The organism is Deinococcus aquatilis DSM 23025, from assembly GCF_000378445.1.
Taxonomy (GTDB): Bacteria; Deinococcota; Deinococci; order Deinococcales; family Deinococcaceae; genus Deinococcus; species Deinococcus aquatilis.
In genome coordinates this window covers 59,506-78,858 of record NZ_KB899701.1, presented here as the reverse complement: position 1 = coordinate 78,858, position 19,353 = coordinate 59,506, and the positions used below count along the sequence as shown (strand labels likewise).

The following is a 19,353-nucleotide window of genomic DNA, read 5'->3' as shown; positions in this document are numbered from 1 at the left end:
CAAGCCCCACATACTGAACGCCATGACCCCGTTTCGCGGCCTGATGTTGTGCGCCAGCTTTTGCCTCGCTTCAGCAGGCGGGCAAGGTTCGCCCCCTTCGTCGTCAACGCCGTTGCAGCAGTCCGTCTCCTATCAGGACGGCTCCTATCAGAACTTTGACGAGCAGAACGCAGCCATCGCCCGCCTCGCGCCCGCTTTTGGGGGCTACTACACCCAAGACAAGTTGCTCTATATCGTGACCACTCTGGACGATGAGACGGCCCGGCAGACCGCGGTAAAGACCCTGTTTGCCCAACAGGGCGAGCAGTTGCGCCGCAACGGATTCAGCCCGCAACAGGTCAGATTTGTGCGCGGGCAATTCAATGCCGCGCAGCTGTTGGAGTCCAAGGAAGTTGTTCAAGGCGTCCGGGGATGGACAGGCTTGGGAATTAACCAGAAGCTCAACCGTGTGGAGGTCCGGTTGGCGTTGCCTGTGCTGGAAGCCGGGGCGCAGGCTTTCGTCGCGCGGCGGCTTCCGGCAGGCATCGTCGTGTTTACCTCGCTGCCGCCCCAAGTATTGCCGCCCGCAGATACCTTGCCGCACCCCCACCGCGCCGTATTGAACGCCGAGTTGCGGGACAAAGCCGTCCAGATCAGTCTTGACCTCACCAATACGGGCCGCGAGCGCCTGAAATTTTTACATGGGTCTTGCGATTTCAGTTTTGAAGTGGTGCGGCTAGAGACAGGAGAAGTGGTGCGGCCCAGCCCAGCCGTTGAACTCTGCAACATGGTGGGTCACCTGATCGACCTCAAGCCCGGCGAAACCCTGGCTTTGGCGTCTGAACTATGGAATGTACGGACACCCGAAGGTGAGGCTGTTCCACAAGGCCGCTACCTCATCCGGGCAGCCTTCGAGCTGTTTCAGAGCGGCGACGGGAATGAAGCAACGACCCTTGTCGTCCGTCCGGCGGATGTGGTGCTGGAACTGCCTATCACGGTCAAGTGAGCCGCGCCGAACAGCAAAAATCCCACCCGCAAAGGTGGGACTGCTTGCTTGAACCTGTCTTGTTGGTGGGCGGTATAGGACTTGAACCTACGACCTCTCGCGTGTGAAGCGGGTCACAGCCGCAAACATACAGAGACACCCAAGAACAAGCGGAGGCGTGAGCATCGTCTCAGACAGCATATTTCTGATTGGGTTGTGACATTTGGAGACATCAGAAAACATTTGAGGGCTTCACCTATTACGCACGAATTACGCACGCCAGAGTTATCCACAGCTCTATGTCCCAATTGTGGATAACTTGTGGGCTGGCATTCCACAAAGTGCCATAGGCCAATAGAAAAAGCCCTCGCCCACGCATTAGCGCAGGTGAGGGCGTTTCGCCTGAGTTGTCCGCTATTTAGGGGAAGAGACGCTTGAAGGCCATCTCGATCAGCATGGTCGTGAAGGGGCTGTCCAGCAAGGGCATCAGCCAGGTCGCAGAAGGCGGCGCAAACTCACGGACCAGGGCCTGCACGACAGCCAGCACGAACTGGGCGCGGGCGGTTCCGGCCAGGACGGGCTTGAGTTCCTGCACGGCCTGTACTGCCGCTTCCAGGAGCGCACCGACTTCCGTCCAGGTCGCGCCGTCGCGCAGGGCCTGCGCCTTGCTGATCAGGTTGCCGAGGTGCTTATCAAGCCAGGGCTTGACCAGGTCAGGGCTGAGGGCGGCTCCGGTGCGGGTGGCGCTCCCGAGGGCAAGAAGGGTAGACAAAAGCTGAGCGTTCAACATAGGCACACTCCAAGGGCGCGGCCCCACCAAGAAGGCAGGGCCGGAAGAAGGCGAATTGTCAGCGTCAGTGAATGACGCGGCGGGCCTTAGTTCAGGGGTAACGCTGGAATAGAGATGCTGGGTACAGGCTCACGGCTGTTCACGTACACGCGCACGGTTTCCGTCCGCGCGTCTACCGTCACGCCGCTGTCGGGACGCTGTACCAGCTGCCCCGTGATCTCCAGGTCGTTGATCAGTACCCGGATGGGCGAACCCCGCACAGCCTGGAGATCTTCAATGCGCCGTTTTGCCCCGCGAGCCTTCAGCCATTCCTCGGGATGGTGGTAGTTCTCTCGAACAAATGCTTCGCAGGCTGTCCGGTTTTTGAGGTGCGTGCTGGGCCAGTAGTTGGCAGGCAGGTTCACGCCTGCCTTCTTGACGTAGAAGTGCAGGTGCGCGGCCATGTCCAGCTTCGCGCCCTTGCCGATCTGCCCGACCAGGTCACCACCCTTGACCTCTTCGCCCAACTTGACGTGAATATCGCGCAGGTGCCAGTAGCCGGAAGTGCTGCCGTCCTCGTGCCGAATTTCCACGATGCCGCCGATGTAGGAATCCCACATGACGGCCACCACGCGGCCCGAGTCAGCAGCTTCGACAGGATCGCCCAGGTCGGTGTCACTGCCAGTCACCGCGTTCAGGTCGATGGCCGGGTGAACTGCATGACGAGCAGCGTAGTAGGCGGCATCTAAAAACCCGCACCCCGGTTGCACGGTGTAGCGGGTGGTTGGGGTATCGAGCGTGGGCCAGAAAGCACTGGTATTCGTCATCTCACTCCTTCACGTTGGCCGCAGTGGCAAACCAAAACCCCGCATTCCGAACGGCTTTGACTTGCAGCACGCGGCCTCTGAGAGGCACGCGCCAGAACTCAGCGGGGCGCACCAGCTCCCCACGAATGCGGTAGACGGTTTTAAACGAGAAATAGAACTGTTCCGGCTTCACGCCCAGGCCGAACACGCGCCGGTCGACCGGGTCAGCCAGGCGGACCGTGATCGTGGTGGTGTACAGCGACGCTGGGAGATCAACCAAGGGGGCAGGCACGATCAGTCCAGCCGCCAACAGCAACAGGGCGTGCTTCACAGCGCCTCTCCTCTCGCCGCCCGCCTACGCCAGGATTCGACCCGGCGCATGACCCCGATCAGACTCAGGATCCAGAAGAACAGCGAGACGGCAAAATTGCCCCAGATCAAACGGGTGGGCGTCCCTACTCGGTCACGCTCCAGATTCCCTGCAAACAGGAAGTAGAGGAAGAAACCCAGGCACGCGATGCCCAAACCCACGCGCAGAAGGTGCCACACGCTCCGCTCCCACGCGGGCCGGTCTAAGCGGCGTTCTGGCGGGCTGAAGACTTCCCACCAGCACAGGCAGCTGTAGAGCGCCAGAATCCCGGCGCTCGCCATTCGCATGCCGAAGAGCACCTCTGGCCCTGCGACGAAGGCCGTCCACCACTCTTTAACGGTCAACAGATCCATCCTCTTCCACCTCCTTGGGTTCAGGCTTGGCGACCTGTGTTGGGGCGAGGCCATCGGTTTGCATGCCCCGGATGACGTTGAACAGTTGCGTGAGATCAGTTCCTTCGATACCGAGGCGCTTGAAGGTCAGGCGCATGATGATCAGCGGCACGATGATGGCGGGCAGCGCTCCAGAGAACGCACCAAAGACACCGGCCAGGAAGGGACTCCAGTGGGCTTGTTCTTGAAGTAGGACCGTCAGGCCGCCGCCGGTGATCGTGCTGAGGAAGAACGCGCCGAGATATTGCAGGGGGCGCATCTTCATCGCGAGGACTAGGACGACGCTGATCTGCATGACGCCCGCGAGACCCGCTGCAAGCAAGGCAGGGACCAGCGCGGGGATGATTTGTTTCTCAGGCATGGGCCTCCAATCGGCCAAGAAGAACCGCCCAGCAGCCGAGGGCGTGGGCGGGTGGAGAGGGGAAAGCCTAAGCGGTGATCGGGCCAGTGCTCATGCCTGCGCGGGCGGCTTCTTGTTGCCAGCGCCCAAGCTCCGCCCACTCTTCCTCAGGCGTGACTCCTGCACTGCTAGCCGTACTGGGACGCTGACGGGTGGCGTCCGTCCAAGACTTGGCGTTCGAGCCGCTTACCCGCAGGTCGTTGTCGGCGGCTTCCATATTCACCCAAACCACTTCCCCCATCCCGCCCCGGCACGGCTCATTGGCGGGCACCGCTTTGGAGAGACCCGTAGTGCTGAGGCTGGTCGCGCCACTGGCTGCTGCTGAGGTCAGCAAGGCCCACGCGCCATTGTTGAAATGGATCATGGCCCCGTTGGGTAGGGCACTGGGCAAAGCGGTCACGCTGATGGTGGTCGCCCCACTGGACGCTGCCGTTCCATCTTTGGCGAAATTGACAATGGCCATGTAATCCGTAAAGGCGCGGGGATTGCTGCCGTTCTCCACAGCATAATGGGTGATTTGGACACCCGCCTTGCGGTTCTGGGTCGCTGCTGCCAGCCCACTCATCATCTGCCCGCTGGAAATGATTTTGTTGGAGCGGATGGATTGGTTGCGGCCGGCCTGAAGCGAGATAATCGCAGAAACACCAATGGCAAGATTCGAGTAAATCTCAATGAAATTATTGTTCTTGAAGATGTATGTGCGGTCAAACGCGAACAGGTCAGACGGCAGAATGGCTGTGCCACTGAACCCACCAGGGCTACCCGGTCCGCCTGGTGCGTCTCCAACAATGCTGTCGTATTTGTAGGGTGCAGGCGTTGTTCCAGCAGCCCAGGCTGCGTGATGGTACATGTCCCACGGTCCGCTGGTCCACAGTCGATTGTGATGCACCAACACGGGGGAATCTTCTGTACCCACCATGTTGTCAAAGTTGATCAAGTCCTCATGCCGACTGAAGCCAGGACGGTTCACGCACTCGTTGTAGGAGACCTCCACGCCGGGAATCTCATAGGGAAGCACAAACACCGTGGGCGCGTTGGCATTGTGCAGCTTGTAGATGTAGATCATCTGCACGCTTTCCCAGCCCAAGACCGTGCCCCCCGGTGCGCCGCTGGCACTGCCCCAACTGGAACGGATGTACGAACCGTCTGCATTGACGTATCGCCCATCAATGTCCCTGAAAAGGCTTCGAGTGAGCTTGATGGCCCCTGCACCACGTCCGGTAAACCCAGCCAGATGCACGCCAGAGGTACGCTCCGCATAGCACTGGGTGATGTTTGCCAGATCGAAAGAACCTGTGCAGACGCGCCCGAAAAACTTACTGGCCGCTTTAGGGTTCAAACCATAGAAACGGGTGTTGGTCGCGGTAAACTTGACATTGGCAACCGACCCTGTGATGTGGTGGCCCCGGCTGATCGAGCGTGCGCCCACAAAGTTGATCTGATTCGTGACCTGTATGCGGAAGGTCTGCAAGCACAGGCTTTCCAGTGAGCGGTGCCAGCTGCTGACCGTCAGCGGGTTGCTGCCTGTGACGTGCTGGGTGTTGATCTGAAGTGGTTCACACCAGGTTGTACCCGGCCCCTCTGTCTTCTCATACCCGGCAATCATGGTGGCAGAGGCAATGTTTCCCGCCGCAACCCGCATTCTCTTGAAGTTCACCACGCGGGCAGTCATAGCGAGCGCCCCGTCATTCTGGGTATAGGTATTGAACCCCACACGCATACGCCGCCCACTGGTGGTAAACGTTGACGTGAACACGATGTCATCAACCCCACCCGTAAAGGTATGAACATAATCCGGGGGGCTGCCTGAGTTCTCATCATCAACCGTATGGAACGCAATGGTCTGCCCCGCAGTCCCCTGCATCCGGTAGTAATAGGTGTATGTCCTCCCTATTAAGGTGTAGCAAGGGACGTAAATGGAGAGGTGCTGACTCGCTGCCGTAAAGGTGACGGTCTGATTGCCCGCACTCCCACTTGCTGACCCCTGCCCGGCCGCACCCGCAAAAAACCACCCAAGGAATCCGCCCTGTGTTACGTCTTCAGTCCAGTGGCAGAGGTGATTCTGCGGCGCCCATTTGGCTGTCGTGACGCTGGCGACGGTAGGAGTTGACCACGACCCCAGGAAGTTCACTGCAAAGACGCGGTACTCGTAGAACTCCAACTCGCGGGCGTATTTGTCTGTGTAGGTCAGGGTGCCGATAGGTTCAGCCGTAAGGCGTTCCCAGGCCCACGGATTGTTCAGGTTCTGAGGATCGTCGCGGTCCGTGGCGCTGCGCCGAAAGACACAGTACCGGGCACCGGGTACCGAGTCCCAGTTCAGCACGTTGCCCGGTACTGTGGCCACTGCTGTCAAGTTGGCAGGCGGGCCGAAGACGGGCACGGCGAGAGGTAGCGAAACAGGTGGACGGCGAAAGATTTTTAAGGTCATGCGCCTTCCCTCCAATAATCAATTCTGACCGTTGCGTTGCTGCTGCCACTGCGGATCAATCGTAAGGCGGGCAACTGAGCACCAGATAATTGCAAGCCTTCCTTGACCGCGTATTCCGGCGCGGTGGGCGCATCTCCGAAACCCATCTGAGCCACACCAGCGGTGACAGTGACTAGGGCGCGGTTGGCATTCGCAGGAATGGTCAGGCCGACCTCGGCAGCCCCCACGCTGAGCACCTGGCGGGTCTGAACGGAAGTGGCTTCCTGGCCTGCGACGGTAATCGTCTGATTGGAGGTGATGGTAGTTGCGCCGACCAGTGTAACCGGCAGCGGGTTGCTGCTACTGACAGGCATCGCCTTGGTGGGATCGGCACTGGTGGCGGTACCGAGAATGCTGCCCCGGTACCGCCAGAAGTCCGTCAGGACTTTGGGAAGAATAGCCATGTTCACCTCACAGGAAGGGAGAAAGACGAACCCCCGCTGAACTGCGGGGGCAAGAAAAATCTTGTGTTTGCGGCCTGACAATCAGCCGACTCTGTGTGGACTCAGGCCGAACGTAACTGAATCATTCTTCGGATAACTCGGGGCATAACCACATCAGCCGTCAGGTTCTTAAAGACCCATTGACGTGCCCCCTCGCCTTCTGCGGCCAACTCTGCATCAGACTTCTGAAGCAATTCTTTGATGATGCGCTGTGCTTCTGCAGGCGTCTGGGCAAAGTACACGCCTGGGCAATCAGCGAACACCTGCGCGTGGCCTGGAAAGGCATTGGTCACATGCGGCATACCTGAGATCAGTGCAATGGGTAGGCGATCTGAGTAGTAGTAAGGCGTCTTTGGGAAGTGATTCCAGCTTACGGTGACGCGGGCTTTGCGATTTTCCCGCTCCTGTTCGGCGTAAGGCACGACACCGAACGTCTTCACGTCCTCCGGGTAGCCGCCCCCATACACCCGCATTCCTTCGCCGTACTCTTTCTGAAGCAGACGCACCAACTGCAGCCGTTGGGCCGCGCCGGGGAAAGGAATCTTCAGTCGTCTGATCTGAGAATACCGCCCGAACAGCACCACGTCACACTCTTTGGTTGTGGATGTGTCGTGCCCAAAACGAATGGTATCTGTCCAACTGGGCGTGTATTCCACACGTCGTGCTCCTAAGAACTGAAACAGTTCCCGTTGCTGCCCAAGACCCACTGTGAAGACGGCATCTACCTCACGAATCACGTCTTTGGCAGACCCTGGCAGACGTACGAGCAACAACCCGTAGGGGTCACCATCATGGTAGGCAATAAACGAGCCGGGGGCCGCCTGACGCCACGCTTTCACCATGCCTTTGACCTGGTGGGGTACGGTAAACTTAGAGATTACGATGAGGTCGGGTTGCTGTTGCTGAATTTGGGCCAGAATCTGCGCCTGTGCAGTTTCCAAGCCGAGCTGCTCAATACGGAGATTAAGTGGGTATGCCTGATAGTCGCTCAGTTCTCCTTGAGCCACCATGCGCTTGAAGACGGTATGTGGACCAAGTTGATCGCCCTCAATAGCCTCGTTGGGCACATAAAAGAGTTTCATTCCTGGCAGCATACAAGCGGATTTCTTTTTCAGTGTTGTGCTTTCCGACTCAGTACCCGTATTGAGCCTTGACGACGGCCCACATCGCGTCCACTTCAGCATCGGTGAACTCCCGCAGATAGGTACGGTGTAAGCCGATTTCGATTCCCGTCGCCGGGATGAGCTTCCGGGCATTTGGAGCCGCTGGGCCAGGCGTGATGACCGTCTGACCGCCTTTGGGGTAGATATTTTTGCCCGTCACACCGCCTCTGACCCAACACGTCACGCGGGCATTGGCTGCACTCACGCTCATCACCAGCAGCGTCCACGCGCCCTGTGGCACCACGAGACCGTGATCATAAGTGGAACTTGCGTTGGCATCGTCCTTGAGTACCATGCCGGGATTCCCGCTAGAACTAACCCGTAACAGGACTTTATTGGTGACGGTGGCGGTGTTCTCTTGATAGATGGTGCGGGTCGCCGTGCGGTCACTGATATAGACCATCGCCGCAATCGTAAATTCAGCCTGCCCTCCCAGCTGAAAGGTCAGGGGCAAGTCAACCTGCTTGGTGGCATCGGTAGCGATGATCCGCTGCGGGGCATCCCGCCACTGAAACGCGGCAGGCACCACGCCGTGCCGAAAATTACCGCTGATGTCCGTGAGTTCGGTGGCGCTGGAACCGGGCCGAAAATCATAGGCGGCGGCGGCTCCAGCAGGCATCACCAGAACGGGATTTGTACCGGGTATTACTACAGGCGGCACATAGTCGGTCACCATGACCCCGTTGCGGACACTCGTTCGTCGGTGGTCTCCGGTCAGACGGTCTCGGTAACGCCCATTTAAGACTTTTTGATAGGAACCGCTGACAAATTCTTCCATCGTTACCACTGGCACATCGTTCGTCATCAGTGCGTCGATGATGCCCTTGAAGTACGTGAAATTCACGTCTTCGACTTTTTGAGGAGTTACCCCATCAGGCAGCACGCGGTGGAAGGTAATCAGCATGACCCCCCCGTATTTGCTGACCCGCTGAATCAGGTTGAGGATGGAACTGGCAGGCGCATTGTTCAAGACGTAAGCCGAGCTGAGGCGGTGCATATCCTGACCACGGGCCGCCACCACGGAACTCCCACCCACCAGCCTCGCTGATTTGAAATGCCGTTTGACATAGTCATACGTATCAGGTGTTTCACCGCCACCGGGATAGACCCAGTGGTTTAGGCCGCTGAGTGCGATGCCCCGACGCATGAGATCCGCCCGTCCGCCGGTCATCTCATCGGCGATCAGACTCAACGGGTAGTCCTGTGTGGTCAGGGCTGATTTCAGGTTCATGTGCAGGCGGCTGTGGCAGGTCACTTCATGCCCGCGCCCCTGCACTTCCAACAGTTGATCCCAGGTCATGGTCGGCCCATTGGCTCCAATGCCAGAGTCGGTGTAGCTGCTGATAGTGGGGATGCTCAGCCGCATCCCGAACTGTTCCATATAGGGAATCATGGTGGTGTAACTGTCGTCGTTGGCGTCGTCACTGATGATCACAGCCATCGGCATTTCGGGCTGCTCATAGGCTTCGACCCAGTCAATCCAGACCGAACCGCCTGAAGGGACAGCCGCCGCTGCGTAATTCAATTCGATCTCGATGTAATCGACAGCCGCCATATTCGCGGGTGTCACGTTGGAAGCTGCACCATACGCCGCCAGAAAGGTGTAGCTTGTCCAGCGCCCTGGCAAAGGTTTAGCACCGTGTTGATGGTCAAAAATTCTCAAGCCCGCACCAATACAGCGCATGGTGATGTTGTTGAACGCAGGGGCATTGGCGTCATCTGTCCACAGGCGCAGTCTCAGCGCATGGTTGCTCCAGTCGGCTTTGGTGGGCATGCTGAAGCGCACGCGGGAGCTGCCAGTCGTGCCTACTGTGAGCTTGACGCTACGCGTGCCGTGAAAAGCCCGCGTGGTGTCGATGGTGGCTCCCGGAAAGAGGGTGATCCCAGTATCAGTCTCAAAGTCAACGACAAGGCTCACGCCGGGGTCAATATTGCCACTGCCCACGCTGTTGGTGACGGCCTGTGGCCCGATCAATCCCGGTGCCTGCTTGCGCCAGATGGTATCCACACCTTTGCGCCAGATCTCACCTGTAGAACGCACCATCGTATCTGTCAATTGAGTGATGTTCGATCCCGCCAAATCAGATTCGTTTTGCACACTGGGCATGGCGTTTTGTGCACTGGCCTCAATGATCATGTTTCGGGTCAGGGTGCTCAAGGTCGTGCTCTGCGTGATATCGGCCAGTGCTTCCGGGACAGCGGCGAGTCCTGCACTCAGATCCACCAGTCCTGCTTCTACATCCGCTCTTAACCCCAACAGGTCAGTTGTCCCTGCTTCAAGGCTGGCAATGATGTCACCCAAAGTGGTGGGGGTAATCCATCCCACTGGTGTAATTGGTTTACTGAGATTGAATACACCGTCTATTTGCACGGGCAGCACATACATGGTGTTGGTGCGGCTGCGCCCAGCATGGGTCACTGTCAACTGCACTTCGACAGGATCGGTTGGGTAAGGATTAGAAGGGCCACTGGCAGGGACATCAGGAAGGGCGTTGGTGGCCAAGTCCACATAAGTCGCTCCGCCATCAGTAGACCGGATGTGATATTCCGGCGCAGGCAATCCCTGAGCATCCAACTGCTGCAAGGGGTAGCGCAAAATGATGTCAACCACGGCGGCGGCTGGAATGCCCGTAACTGGTGCATTGATATTGGGCATGGAGCCTCCTAGATAAGTGGCACGGCCACGCCAGTGCCATCAGTGAATTCATGCTGGGCCGAGAAAAACCGAGTGGTAACCCTAAACCCGGTATCGGTAGGCGAGCGAGCCACCACCCGCGCCCGCAGCAGCGGAAAGGTCAGGTCACCGAACTCCAGGGCGCTGGCACTAACCAGATCGAGTTCGTACTCGCCCAGCATCCGGGCCGCGTGTAAACGACTCTCGCCTTCGATGTAGTGATCGATGTCCAGCGGCACTGGATTCCGGAGGCCGTCACCGAACAGTTGGGCCACATTGCTTTCCACCGCACGGCCCAGGCGCTCGGCATACTCCAGTGCCCGTTCACGGGGATAGCCGCGTTTGAGAACCTGCGGCGCACCATCTGCCAGCCGCACCACAAACGGTGTGGGTTCTTCATTCATTGCCGCACCGCCCAACGCAGGGCCCTCACCAGCTCATTGCTGCCCGTGCTGCCCAGTCTGACTTTGGTGGTTCGCACGTTGGCTGGGGTGTGCTCATACTCAAACAGGCCGGTGGGGCCGGTCACGGTACCGTCTGGACTGCCGGTGATGCTGACCGTCTCGGTGGGTGGGGCGAGGTAGTTGAGCGTGATTTCGGTGGGTGAAGCGAAGGGCGTCTGGAGGAAGCTGGCGGCCACAGTGTTGGCCCGCGCCTCATCCACAAACAGAAAGCGCACCATATAGACCCGCAACACTCCCGGTGTGCCCACACTGAACGCCGCATTAGCGCCAGCCAGCACTTTGGCCGTCCAGGTGTCTCCCGTATTTGCATCGGGCGGCAAGATGACCCGTGCTGTCCGGACATCCGAGGTGGTGGGGAGACTCGCCAGCAGTATGGCTCCCGTACCGGTTTGCACCAGCAGCCTGAAAGTGTCCGGCATGTCGGCAACTTCAGGCAAGCTGTACAGCAGCTCAACACCAACAGGACGCCCAACGGCACTGGCTACTTCGACACCAAGTTGGCTGGGGCCGAGTGTGATCTCGCTCCATGTTCCAGGATCGGTATCCATCGCGCCAGCCGGGTCAACATAATTGCCGCCCGCTGGAGTACCCAGAGCAGGCAGCTGGGCCAAGAGAAGCCCCACGCCCTCAGGTGGCTCGAAGGCTTTCTGAGCGCGGTAAAGAGAATGGTTTGCATCAGTCGCGATGGCCGTAATGGTCTTGGGCACACCCGCTGGTGAGTAGGTCACGTAGGGGTCAGAAACCCCTTCTACGGCCTGACTCGTCGCCACGCGCAGGACGGCCTGTGTGACCGTCTCCCGGCCCTGGACTTGTAGCCTGCGCCAGGGCTGCCCAGCGTAAGCCACATTCAGCGCAGCGGTCTGAGGAATGCCGAGGAACACGCGGCCCTGAGCATCCACACCCCACGTTTTCCCCGCAGATTTGGCGAGACTGACCAGCACTTCTTGCAGCGTGCTGGTGGGCGCGTAGTAGGTGCCGAGGCTGGGGCCAATGTCAGTCCCGGAACCATCGCCAATCAGCGAGGGCAGGTAGGTCAGCGAAGGTGGGCACAGGCGACTCAGAATGTCGCGGGCAATCTGATACACGCCCATATCCCGGTAGACCTTGCCGTCCATCAGCGTCAGGCGCAGCGCTTCCTCACCGCCCGCCACCTGGACCCCTTCAGCGTCTGGGCTGTCTCCACTGGGCGGATCAGGAACGATGCCGTAATAAGCAGGGTTGCCGTCTACCTCCAAGCTGATCACGGCACGGGGAGGCAGAGTCATCTGATCGTTCCGGCCTGTGAACTCCAGCTGCACCGTGTTGCCGTTGTTGGCCAGTTGCCAACGGAATCCACCCTCCAGGCCCCCCGGTGCGAGGTGGGTGAGTTGCTTGGGCGGGCCACTCTTGTTTGGAGGCCAGATGTTCAAGTTCCAGGTCAACGGCGCTCCCCCTTGGGTGGTGCGGTAAGTGAATGGCCCTGCACTGGGCAGGGCCGAACGGGTACAAGCAGTCAGGAACAACAAAAGCAACAGCAGCAGCCTCATGGGTCTCCTAAGGGGTAGAAAGGTCGAAAGCGGTTAAACCTGCACTCTGGGAGGCCGATATGGTTTCAGTGCGGACCAGCACGCCTTCAGTCACGAGGGTGTTGATGTATCCGCCGAAGCGGTCGACGTGCCCCCCGAAGACACCCACGAATTCAGGGGTGGCCATGACGGTCACCTGTGAGGTCGGGATCGTCACGCTGCTGTTGGTACTGGTGGTGGGTGTGGTGGGAGTGGTATTGGTGCGCGTAGGCGTGGTCTCTGTCAGAGGTCGTCTATCGATGTTGACGAACCCAAAGGTCACGGTCTTGACGATGCCTGCCAGCACGTCATACACGGCCACCATGATGTTCACTACGGCACTCAGGATCGGTGCGAACAGTTCGAGGATCGGAGCCAGCACGCTGCCGATCAGGGTACCGATGATCTTCAGCGGCTCCTGAATCGCCTTGATCGGTTCGGCCAGCACACTGAAGACGCCTTCCAGGATCATCCCGATGGGGTTGATCTTGTTCAAGATTTCAGCGAACAGGTTCAGTGGGTTCAGCAGCTGGCCGAAGCTGGACGCCACATTCATGACGGCATCTGAGGCTTTCTGATCGCCAGAAGCGAAGCCCGCCTGGAAAGACTTGCCAAAGCTGATCTTTCCCTCTTCTTCTTTGGCCTTGCCCACGTCGCGCAGGGCCGCTGCTAACTCGCGCAGGGCCGCTGCATTCTTTTTATCGAGTTCAGCCTGAGCTTCCAGAGCGCGGGCGCGGGCTTCATAGGCTGGGACGCTCTTGTACAGCATGCCAGTCAGATCAGCCTGACCGTCGGCCAGCAGCTTGTTACTGTCGGCATTCAGTTGGGTGGCTGCTGCGGCCCGCCGTGATTCTTCGGTCAGGACAGCGGTGTACTCAGCAACGTTTTTGGAAGCGAAGGCGGCAGATTTCGCGTTGGCCAACTGCTGATCGTCCAGTCCCTTCAGACGAACGGCAGTCTCAGTCAGGAAGGCCGAATCTTGCAGCTTCTTCCGCATATCGTCCCAGGCCTTACCAAGATCGGCTGCGATACGTGGGTCAACAGGCAGCGCCGCTTTAGCCGCGGCTGCTTGCTGCTCTGGGGTCAGTTTCGGACGCGCTCCTATCGCGTCCACTGGAGTGTCTTCGTAGACCAGAGGAGTAAAGCCCCCCGGCGTGCGGGCAGGGTTGGGTTTGATGCCTTCCAGCCCCATGTCCACTTCTTCCCGAACAAAGCCCATCAATACCAGGATGCTGTTTAGGTTGTCTTTGAAGACCTGGGCAGCCTTACCTGCTGGGCCCCCCAGGTCGATCCAGTCTTCAAGCACCTGTGTGAAGCCTGACTTGCGCGGGTCTAAGCCTTGCTCTTTCAGCTCACCCAGCATGCCCATGAAGAAGCTGGTGGGGTTGCTGGCACGCTGGGCGGCCTCCGCTTCAGAGTCGCGTTCACCTTGGGCAATCTCGGCAATGGCACGGGCACTGGCTTCACTCTGAGCAATCAGACCCAGATTCAGGCGTGCATTGCTGGCCAGTATCCGCTTCTCTATCTCTGCCAGGGTTGCAGCAATCAGATCAGTGTCTCTGGTGGCCACTGCTTGGTCATAGACCCGTAGAAGCCCCTCTTCACTGCGGGCACCCAGCGTGTCAAGCAGGAATTGCCGTGTGCTGGCATAGGTTTCTTGCTCAAATTTGGCAGTCTCTGCGGCTTCTGCCCTCTCTGCTGCCCCCACTTCCCGCCTGTGGGCCAGCTGCTCTGAGTAGACTCGCTCTATCACACCCGCAGTCTGCGGGGCCAGCCGTCTGGCTTCTGCCAGTGCCCCTTCTACGTCATACCTGATCTGCAAGATGCTGAAGCCTGTGGCTGCCCGCAAAGAGCGTAGCAGCCCTTCATCATCCTGCCCAAATATCTGACGCTGGGCAAAGTCTGCCGTGGCTTCTAAATTCTTGAATTGGGCATTGGCCGCAGCAATCTGCTGGTCATTGATGGCGCTGGCAGCCGCACCCGCAGCAATCTGGATGCCCAGCAGCTTCTGGGTGCTGTCTTCAGCATTGCGGCTGATAGTGGTGGTCAGGCTGTCATTGACCTGCTGAATTTTCTGCCCGTACTGCACCCACAGGCCTTGCCTCTCTTTCAGGGTCAGGCCATCAGCATTGACAGCTGCATTGCGTTCAATTTTCAGGCGGTTCACTTCCGCCTCTGCCGTGGTCTTGGCCAGCAGGTTGCGTGCGGCCAGCACGTCAGTGCCCAGCCTCTTCTCTACTGCCAGCTTCCCTTCTGCGCTGTCACCAGCGGCTGCAATCTCACGATCATAGGCACCAATGACCGCACTGGCCTTGTTCTGAGCCAGAGCAATCTGACCCGCAGCCAGTGCCCGATCTGCGGCAATCCGGTTGCTGGCCACCAACTTGGCCCGCGCCTCGGCCTCTTTGTCATCTTGCTCACGGGCTGCTTTCGCCTTGGCTGCCGCCTGTTCCGAGAGTGCCCCGCGGCGCTCCAGCTCAGAGGCTGCAGCATTGATTCGGGCCAGGTCGCCTTCCTGCTTGACGCCTGCCGAAATGATGGCGTCCAGGCGCGTACTGCTGGCCTTGCGAATATCGGCGGTCAGCTTGGCTTGAGCGGCCTGCTCACGTGCCACACGCTGTTCCCGTTGAAGGGTGGTTTCCTCTTCTTTCTTATTGGCCGCATCTTCCAGGGCAGCCCGGTCGGCCAGTACCTTTTTGGCAAATTCAACGGCCCCACGCTTGGCATCGTTCTCGCCTATGTAGAGGTCGATGCGTTCCTGGACTCTCTGGGCCAGCTCAGTGTTGTGGGCCTCTTCTGCCTTCTGGAGTTCGCCTGCCAGCGCCAACACGTCCTTCTGATACTTCAGGTAATCAGCCAGCTTGAAGTTGTATTCCTTCTGCTCAGCGGCAGTGGGCAGCGGCACGGTGATGTTGACCCCTGCCCCTGCACCCGCAGCCGTGCCATAGGTAGCGGTTCCCGATGGGGATGGCTGGGGAGTAGCGCCACTGCGATCAGGCAGCTTGGCCAGCAGCGCCAGGTCATTGGCCCGCAGAATGCCAGATACCTTGCCCAGCGTATCGATATCGACGTTCCCTACAGGGTTGACGCCCTTGCTGATGGGATTACCATTCCGGTCAAATTGTCCGCCGTTCTGTTCATAGGTGACGGCATTGTTTCCTCTGACCAGTCGGCCACCGATGAAGATCCCCACATGGTTTTGCCCGTTGGACGTATAAAAAACTGTGTCACCCGGTTTCAGGTCGTCTGGCCCGGTGTACTCCCGCAGCAGTCCGGCCTTCTTGACGTTGAGAGCGGCGTCACGCGCTTCGATATCGCCGTCCCCATTGGCGTCCGTCTGAAAAAGCTTGTTGATCAGGGGGGCGATGCGCTCATCTGCCTTGCCCAGCGTCAGGCGCACCCATTGGGCGCAGAAATTCACCACGTCATCAGCCGTCTTTAAGCCTGTGGCACGTAAGGCTTGCAGGGCCACGGCGCTCTGATACTCGCTACTGTTGGTGTCTGATGTAGGGCCAGCTACATCCCCTGTCTGTGGCCCTTGCACAGGCAAGCGGCGCAAGGTCACAGCAGGGGCCACATTGGCGTCGGCGGCATCCTGCGCGGCCTGTGCCAGCTTCTGAGCCAATGGCTGCAAGATCGGGGGCAAGTTATCGCCCAAGGTCGTCAATGCCTTGGCGAGCGCACTCAGGATCATGGCTTGTAGCCCGTCCAGCCCTTTCTGCATCCCAGCAATCAACTGGGTTGCCAGATCGCCGCCCAGCTTCAGAATCTTGGGCAGGAAGTCGGTCAGGTACTTCTCCACCCCGGCCAGCGCCCCCACCACAGCCCCGGCCAGAAATTCCCATGCTTTAGACCAGTCGCCGCGCAAGAGCGCAGAGACTGCATTCACGATGTTGGTGACGGTGGTGATGGTCGTTCCCACCACGCTAGCAATCCCGCCGAACACCGTGCTGACGATGGGCAGGATGGCCGTGAAGGCAGGCCGCAGCACGGTTTCCCAGAGCGTCTTAATCAGGTTGAAGGTGGTTACGAACAGGCTGCCCAGAGCCAACACTACCGGCTGGACCGCATTCAGAGCCTGATTGAACTGCGGTGCGAACTGCTCAGCGGTCTCACGGCCCTGGCGGAAGCCATCGACCAAGAAGCGCACCACGCTGGTCACGATGGGGCCAAGTCTGTTCAGGCCAGCCGAGACAGCGGGCATCACATCGTTGACCAGTTTCAGCAGTTCCTGCCCAGCCGGTTCGAGGGCCAACTGCACCTGACGCCACGCGGTCTGGAAGGTGCCTTGCAGCGTATTGGTCGCATTCTTGACCGTATCGGTTGCGCCCTTCAGGTCACTGATTTTGGTTTTCGTGATGTCGAGCTGGGTGAGGCCGGGGCCGAAATCCTCGCCTGCACCACCGAAGATGGCCGAAGCGATCCGGGTGCGGTCTGCAACTCCCTGCACCCCTTTCAATTTATCGGTGACCATCTGGAATGCCTGTGCCTGCGTGAGGCTGCCTGCATTCACCTGATCCACCAGCTTTTGCTGATTCAGGCCCAGCTCGGCATACACGCCTTTGCTGTCATCACTGACATCGATCAGGGTCAACCCGAATTCTTTGAAGGCGTCGGCAATCTTGTCAGTCCCCAGTGCGCCTTTTGCTGCACCCGTTTCCAACAGGCTGAACAGGGCATCCCCTGTAATTTTGGCCTTCTCGAATTGTGGAGAATATTCCTGGAGCGTATCGAGGAAGTCTCCACTGCTGTTGAGACCCTTCTGGAAGCCAGCCGAAATGAAATCCAGTGACTCTTGAGCGCTCTGCCCCGTCGCTTTCATCAAGGCCTGAACAGCCGCAGCAACTTTGCTCTGATCTTCCTCGAACCGTTCAGCAATCGCCAGAGACCCTTCGGTGACCGCTTGCAGGTCGGTATCTGATAGCCCCTTGATTTCCTTCCGGACGTTCGCCACAGCCTGCTGAGCTTCGGCCAGGTCGCCGCCCCAGTTGTTGCCGAAGACGCGCTTGGCAACCTCGCCCAGCCCCTTGGCTTCCTCAGCCGTCACGCCCAGACTGGCTTGCAGATCCAGGATGCCCTGATTAACCTGCTGCGCGATGCCCACGCTGGCCGCTAAGCCACTCACCAGCGCCGTTCCTATCGCCGCAGCGGCAGCCACAGCCAACCCCGGCAGCCCCGCAATTGCGCCTGACAGCGCCCCTTTCAGGCCACTGCCACCCTTCTCGCCAGCAGTGGCCCCGGCCTGTTCGACAGCCGCTTCCATCTGGCGCAGGCTCTGCTCGTCTGTCCGGGCGATGACATCTACATACGCCACATCAACCTGCCCGCCTATTCCGCCGCCGCTCGTCATTTCTCGTCACCTCCCAGTTGCTTGAATTCGTCTGCCGAGATCAGATTGAGCACCCAATTGGGCACGCGCTTTTTCTTCAGCGCCCGCTTGAAATCGCGCCTCACACCTTTGCTGACCTTGCGGGCCTTCAGCTCAGGCAGGTCATACCCGGCAAACCAGATGTTCCGCGCCCGCTCCTGATAAGGATCGGCGGGGGTGTCATCCGGTTCCACCAGAGCCTTCCAACCCGCTGCGCCCAGCTTGCCGAAGTGGTAGTTCATGGCAGGCAAGTCCCGCTGGTACCGGACAAAGCCCATCTGTGAGGTCAGCGCTTCCAACTGGGCAGGCTTCAGAAGCTCAACTTCCCACGGTCTTACGCCGTAGAGGTGGGCGAGAAGGGCAAGGGTGCGACGCTCGCTAAGGCGGTCAGCACTGGCATCGCCATCGTCATCGTCTGGTTCTTCACCACCTGTGCCAGCGCTTCCTGCGCTTTTGGGTCTTCAATGGCCTCCCCACTGATGTAGGCGTAGGTCAACTGAGCGATCTGGGTGGGATGCAGATCCCGCACAAATTCCGCCACCACCACAGGGTCAAGAGGCTCAGCGGTGCGCCGCGTGATCAGGCTGCCCAGCCACTCCATGTATTGCGTATCTGTGGTGTTCTTGGTCTGCTGCATCTGGTTGAACTTCTCACGTTCCCGGAAAGTGGCCTCGCGCAGATGCAGGACGATGAATTCAGGTGCAGCAATCCCCTGTTCAGCAAGCGCCTCGCGGGTATCGTCGGTGACCGGTAGGCGCAGCATCTTGGTCTGCGTACCCGTGATGTCAAGTGGCTTCATACAACCTCCAGGGGTTCTTTTGAAAATCGCAAGTTGCGGCTGTTGCCGACGGCAGCTTTGGGCAACTTGACGCGGTATCTCTGTTTGGTGTCCGGATCACGCAGGATCAGCGTTTTCCGGGTGTTGCCCTTCTTGACCAGCAACCAGCCACACTGCAAGAAGCGCCCCTCTTGTTTGAGGGACGCTCCATAGGCAAAGGCCACCGGCTCAGGGCGAGTCGTGGCGATCAACTCCATTTAGGCAATCGCGCCAGTGTCGAGGAAATTGGGGCCGTAACCCGTCAGGCCGATGCTGAACGTGACCACCGCATCCGCGCCGACGGGTTTACCCCGGCTGGTCACGAGGGCGCAGCCACCTTCATTGGTGGTGTCTTCGTTCATGGTCTGTTCGAGCCAGATGTATTTCCCCAGGGCTGCCCGCAACGCTTCCATGTTGGCGCGTTCGGCATCCGTAGGCTGAACGTTGCCGCTCAGGCTGGCCGTCCAGCTGGCCTGATCCGGCTTGGGCTTGGCCCACGTCACGCCGTCGCCCGCAGCGGGAGAACCATACATCTTGGAGACTGGGTCAGTTTTGGTGCTGACCGTGGCAGGCATGTCGCTGGTCGTCAGTTCAGGCAGTTCTTTGGCTGCCGTGGTGAAATCGGTGGGCCGCACCAGGGTCGGCGCAGTCAGCACCACGAATCGGAATTTGCTGGTTTCACCGGTAATGGTATCGAGGGCCATGTGATTCT

At 59.3% G+C, this 19,353-nt stretch carries 17 protein-coding genes; 1 reads left to right on the top strand and 16 read right to left on the bottom strand.

What is annotated here, in order from left to right; genetic code table 11:
- The first annotated feature begins 22 nt into the window (after positions 1-22).
- Entirely contained in the window at positions 23-985 is a 963-nt protein-coding gene (locus F561_RS0105755) for a hypothetical protein (RefSeq protein WP_157451597.1), read from the top strand.
- 397 nt (positions 986-1,382) lie between these two features.
- On the opposite strand, the gene F561_RS0105745 is transcribed toward F561_RS0105755, so the two are convergent.
- The 16 genes from F561_RS0105745 to F561_RS0105670 form a co-directional block, all read right to left on the bottom strand.
- Positions 1,383-1,754, bottom strand: a complete 372-nt coding sequence (locus F561_RS0105745) for a hypothetical protein (protein ID WP_019008998.1) — start codon at positions 1,752-1,754, stop codon at positions 1,383-1,385.
- A gap of 86 nt (positions 1,755-1,840) precedes the next feature.
- Positions 1,841-2,560, bottom strand: coding sequence for a M23 family metallopeptidase (locus F561_RS27095; protein ID WP_019008997.1), 720 nt, complete (start codon positions 2,558-2,560; stop codon positions 1,841-1,843).
- A 1-nt stretch (position 2,561) separates the two neighbouring features.
- On the bottom strand, positions 2,562-2,870 hold the full coding sequence (locus F561_RS0105735; RefSeq protein WP_019008996.1) for a hypothetical protein: 309 nt from the start codon (positions 2,868-2,870) through the stop codon (positions 2,562-2,564).
- The gene (locus tag F561_RS0105730) at positions 2,867-3,262 is read right to left on the bottom strand and encodes a PH domain-containing protein (protein WP_019008995.1); all 396 of its coding nucleotides are present in this window, start codon (positions 3,260-3,262) and stop codon (positions 2,867-2,869) included. The genes F561_RS0105735 and F561_RS0105730 overlap by 4 nt, the downstream gene beginning before the upstream one ends.
- Positions 3,243-3,662: a hypothetical protein gene (locus F561_RS0105725; protein WP_019008994.1), complete on the bottom strand. Its 420-nt coding sequence runs from the start codon at positions 3,660-3,662 to the stop codon at positions 3,243-3,245. The genes F561_RS0105730 and F561_RS0105725 overlap by 20 nt, the downstream gene beginning before the upstream one ends.
- 67 nt (positions 3,663-3,729) lie before the next feature.
- Complete coding sequence (locus F561_RS0105720) at positions 3,730-6,129, bottom strand: fibronectin type III domain-containing protein (RefSeq protein ID WP_019008993.1); 2,400 nt, start codon at positions 6,127-6,129, stop codon at positions 3,730-3,732.
- Positions 6,126-6,572 (bottom strand): hypothetical protein, encoded by a 447-nt coding sequence (locus tag F561_RS0105715; RefSeq protein ID WP_019008992.1) that lies wholly within the window; start codon positions 6,570-6,572, stop codon positions 6,126-6,128. Before F561_RS0105715 ends, F561_RS0105720 begins: the two co-directional genes overlap by 4 nt.
- Positions 6,573-6,673: 101 nt before the next feature.
- On the bottom strand, positions 6,674-7,693 hold the full coding sequence (locus tag F561_RS0105710) for a glycosyltransferase family protein (protein WP_157451596.1): 1,020 nt from the start codon (positions 7,691-7,693) through the stop codon (positions 6,674-6,676).
- Positions 7,694-7,742: 49 nt separating this feature from the next.
- Positions 7,743-10,430: a polysaccharide deacetylase family protein gene (locus F561_RS0105705; protein ID WP_019008990.1), complete on the bottom strand. Its 2,688-nt coding sequence runs from the start codon at positions 10,428-10,430 to the stop codon at positions 7,743-7,745.
- Positions 10,431-10,438: 8 nt separating this feature from the next.
- Positions 10,439-10,852, bottom strand: a complete 414-nt coding sequence (locus F561_RS0105700) for a hypothetical protein (protein WP_019008989.1) — start codon at positions 10,850-10,852, stop codon at positions 10,439-10,441.
- A complete protein-coding gene (locus F561_RS0105695) occupies positions 10,849-12,438 on the bottom strand; it encodes a hypothetical protein (RefSeq protein ID WP_019008988.1) in 1,590 nt (529 codons plus the stop codon). Before F561_RS0105695 ends, F561_RS0105700 begins: the two co-directional genes overlap by 4 nt.
- 7 nt (positions 12,439-12,445) lie before the next feature.
- Positions 12,446-17,806 (bottom strand): phage tail tape measure protein, encoded by a 5,361-nt coding sequence (locus F561_RS0105690; RefSeq protein ID WP_019008987.1) that lies wholly within the window; start codon positions 17,804-17,806, stop codon positions 12,446-12,448.
- A complete protein-coding gene (locus tag F561_RS0105685; protein WP_157451595.1) occupies positions 17,803-18,102 on the bottom strand; it encodes a hypothetical protein in 300 nt (99 codons plus the stop codon). Before F561_RS0105685 ends, F561_RS0105690 begins: the two co-directional genes overlap by 4 nt.
- Before the next feature lie 56 nt (positions 18,103-18,158).
- The gene (locus F561_RS24875) at positions 18,159-18,623 is read right to left on the bottom strand and encodes a hypothetical protein (RefSeq protein ID WP_019008985.1); all 465 of its coding nucleotides are present in this window, start codon (positions 18,621-18,623) and stop codon (positions 18,159-18,161) included.
- The gene (locus F561_RS0105675) at positions 18,620-18,859 is read right to left on the bottom strand and encodes a hypothetical protein (protein WP_019008984.1); all 240 of its coding nucleotides are present in this window, start codon (positions 18,857-18,859) and stop codon (positions 18,620-18,622) included. Before F561_RS0105675 ends, F561_RS24875 begins: the two co-directional genes overlap by 4 nt.
- Positions 18,860-19,345 (bottom strand): hypothetical protein, encoded by a 486-nt coding sequence (locus F561_RS0105670; RefSeq protein WP_019008983.1) that lies wholly within the window; start codon positions 19,343-19,345, stop codon positions 18,860-18,862.
- Positions 19,346-19,353 lie beyond the last annotated feature (8 nt).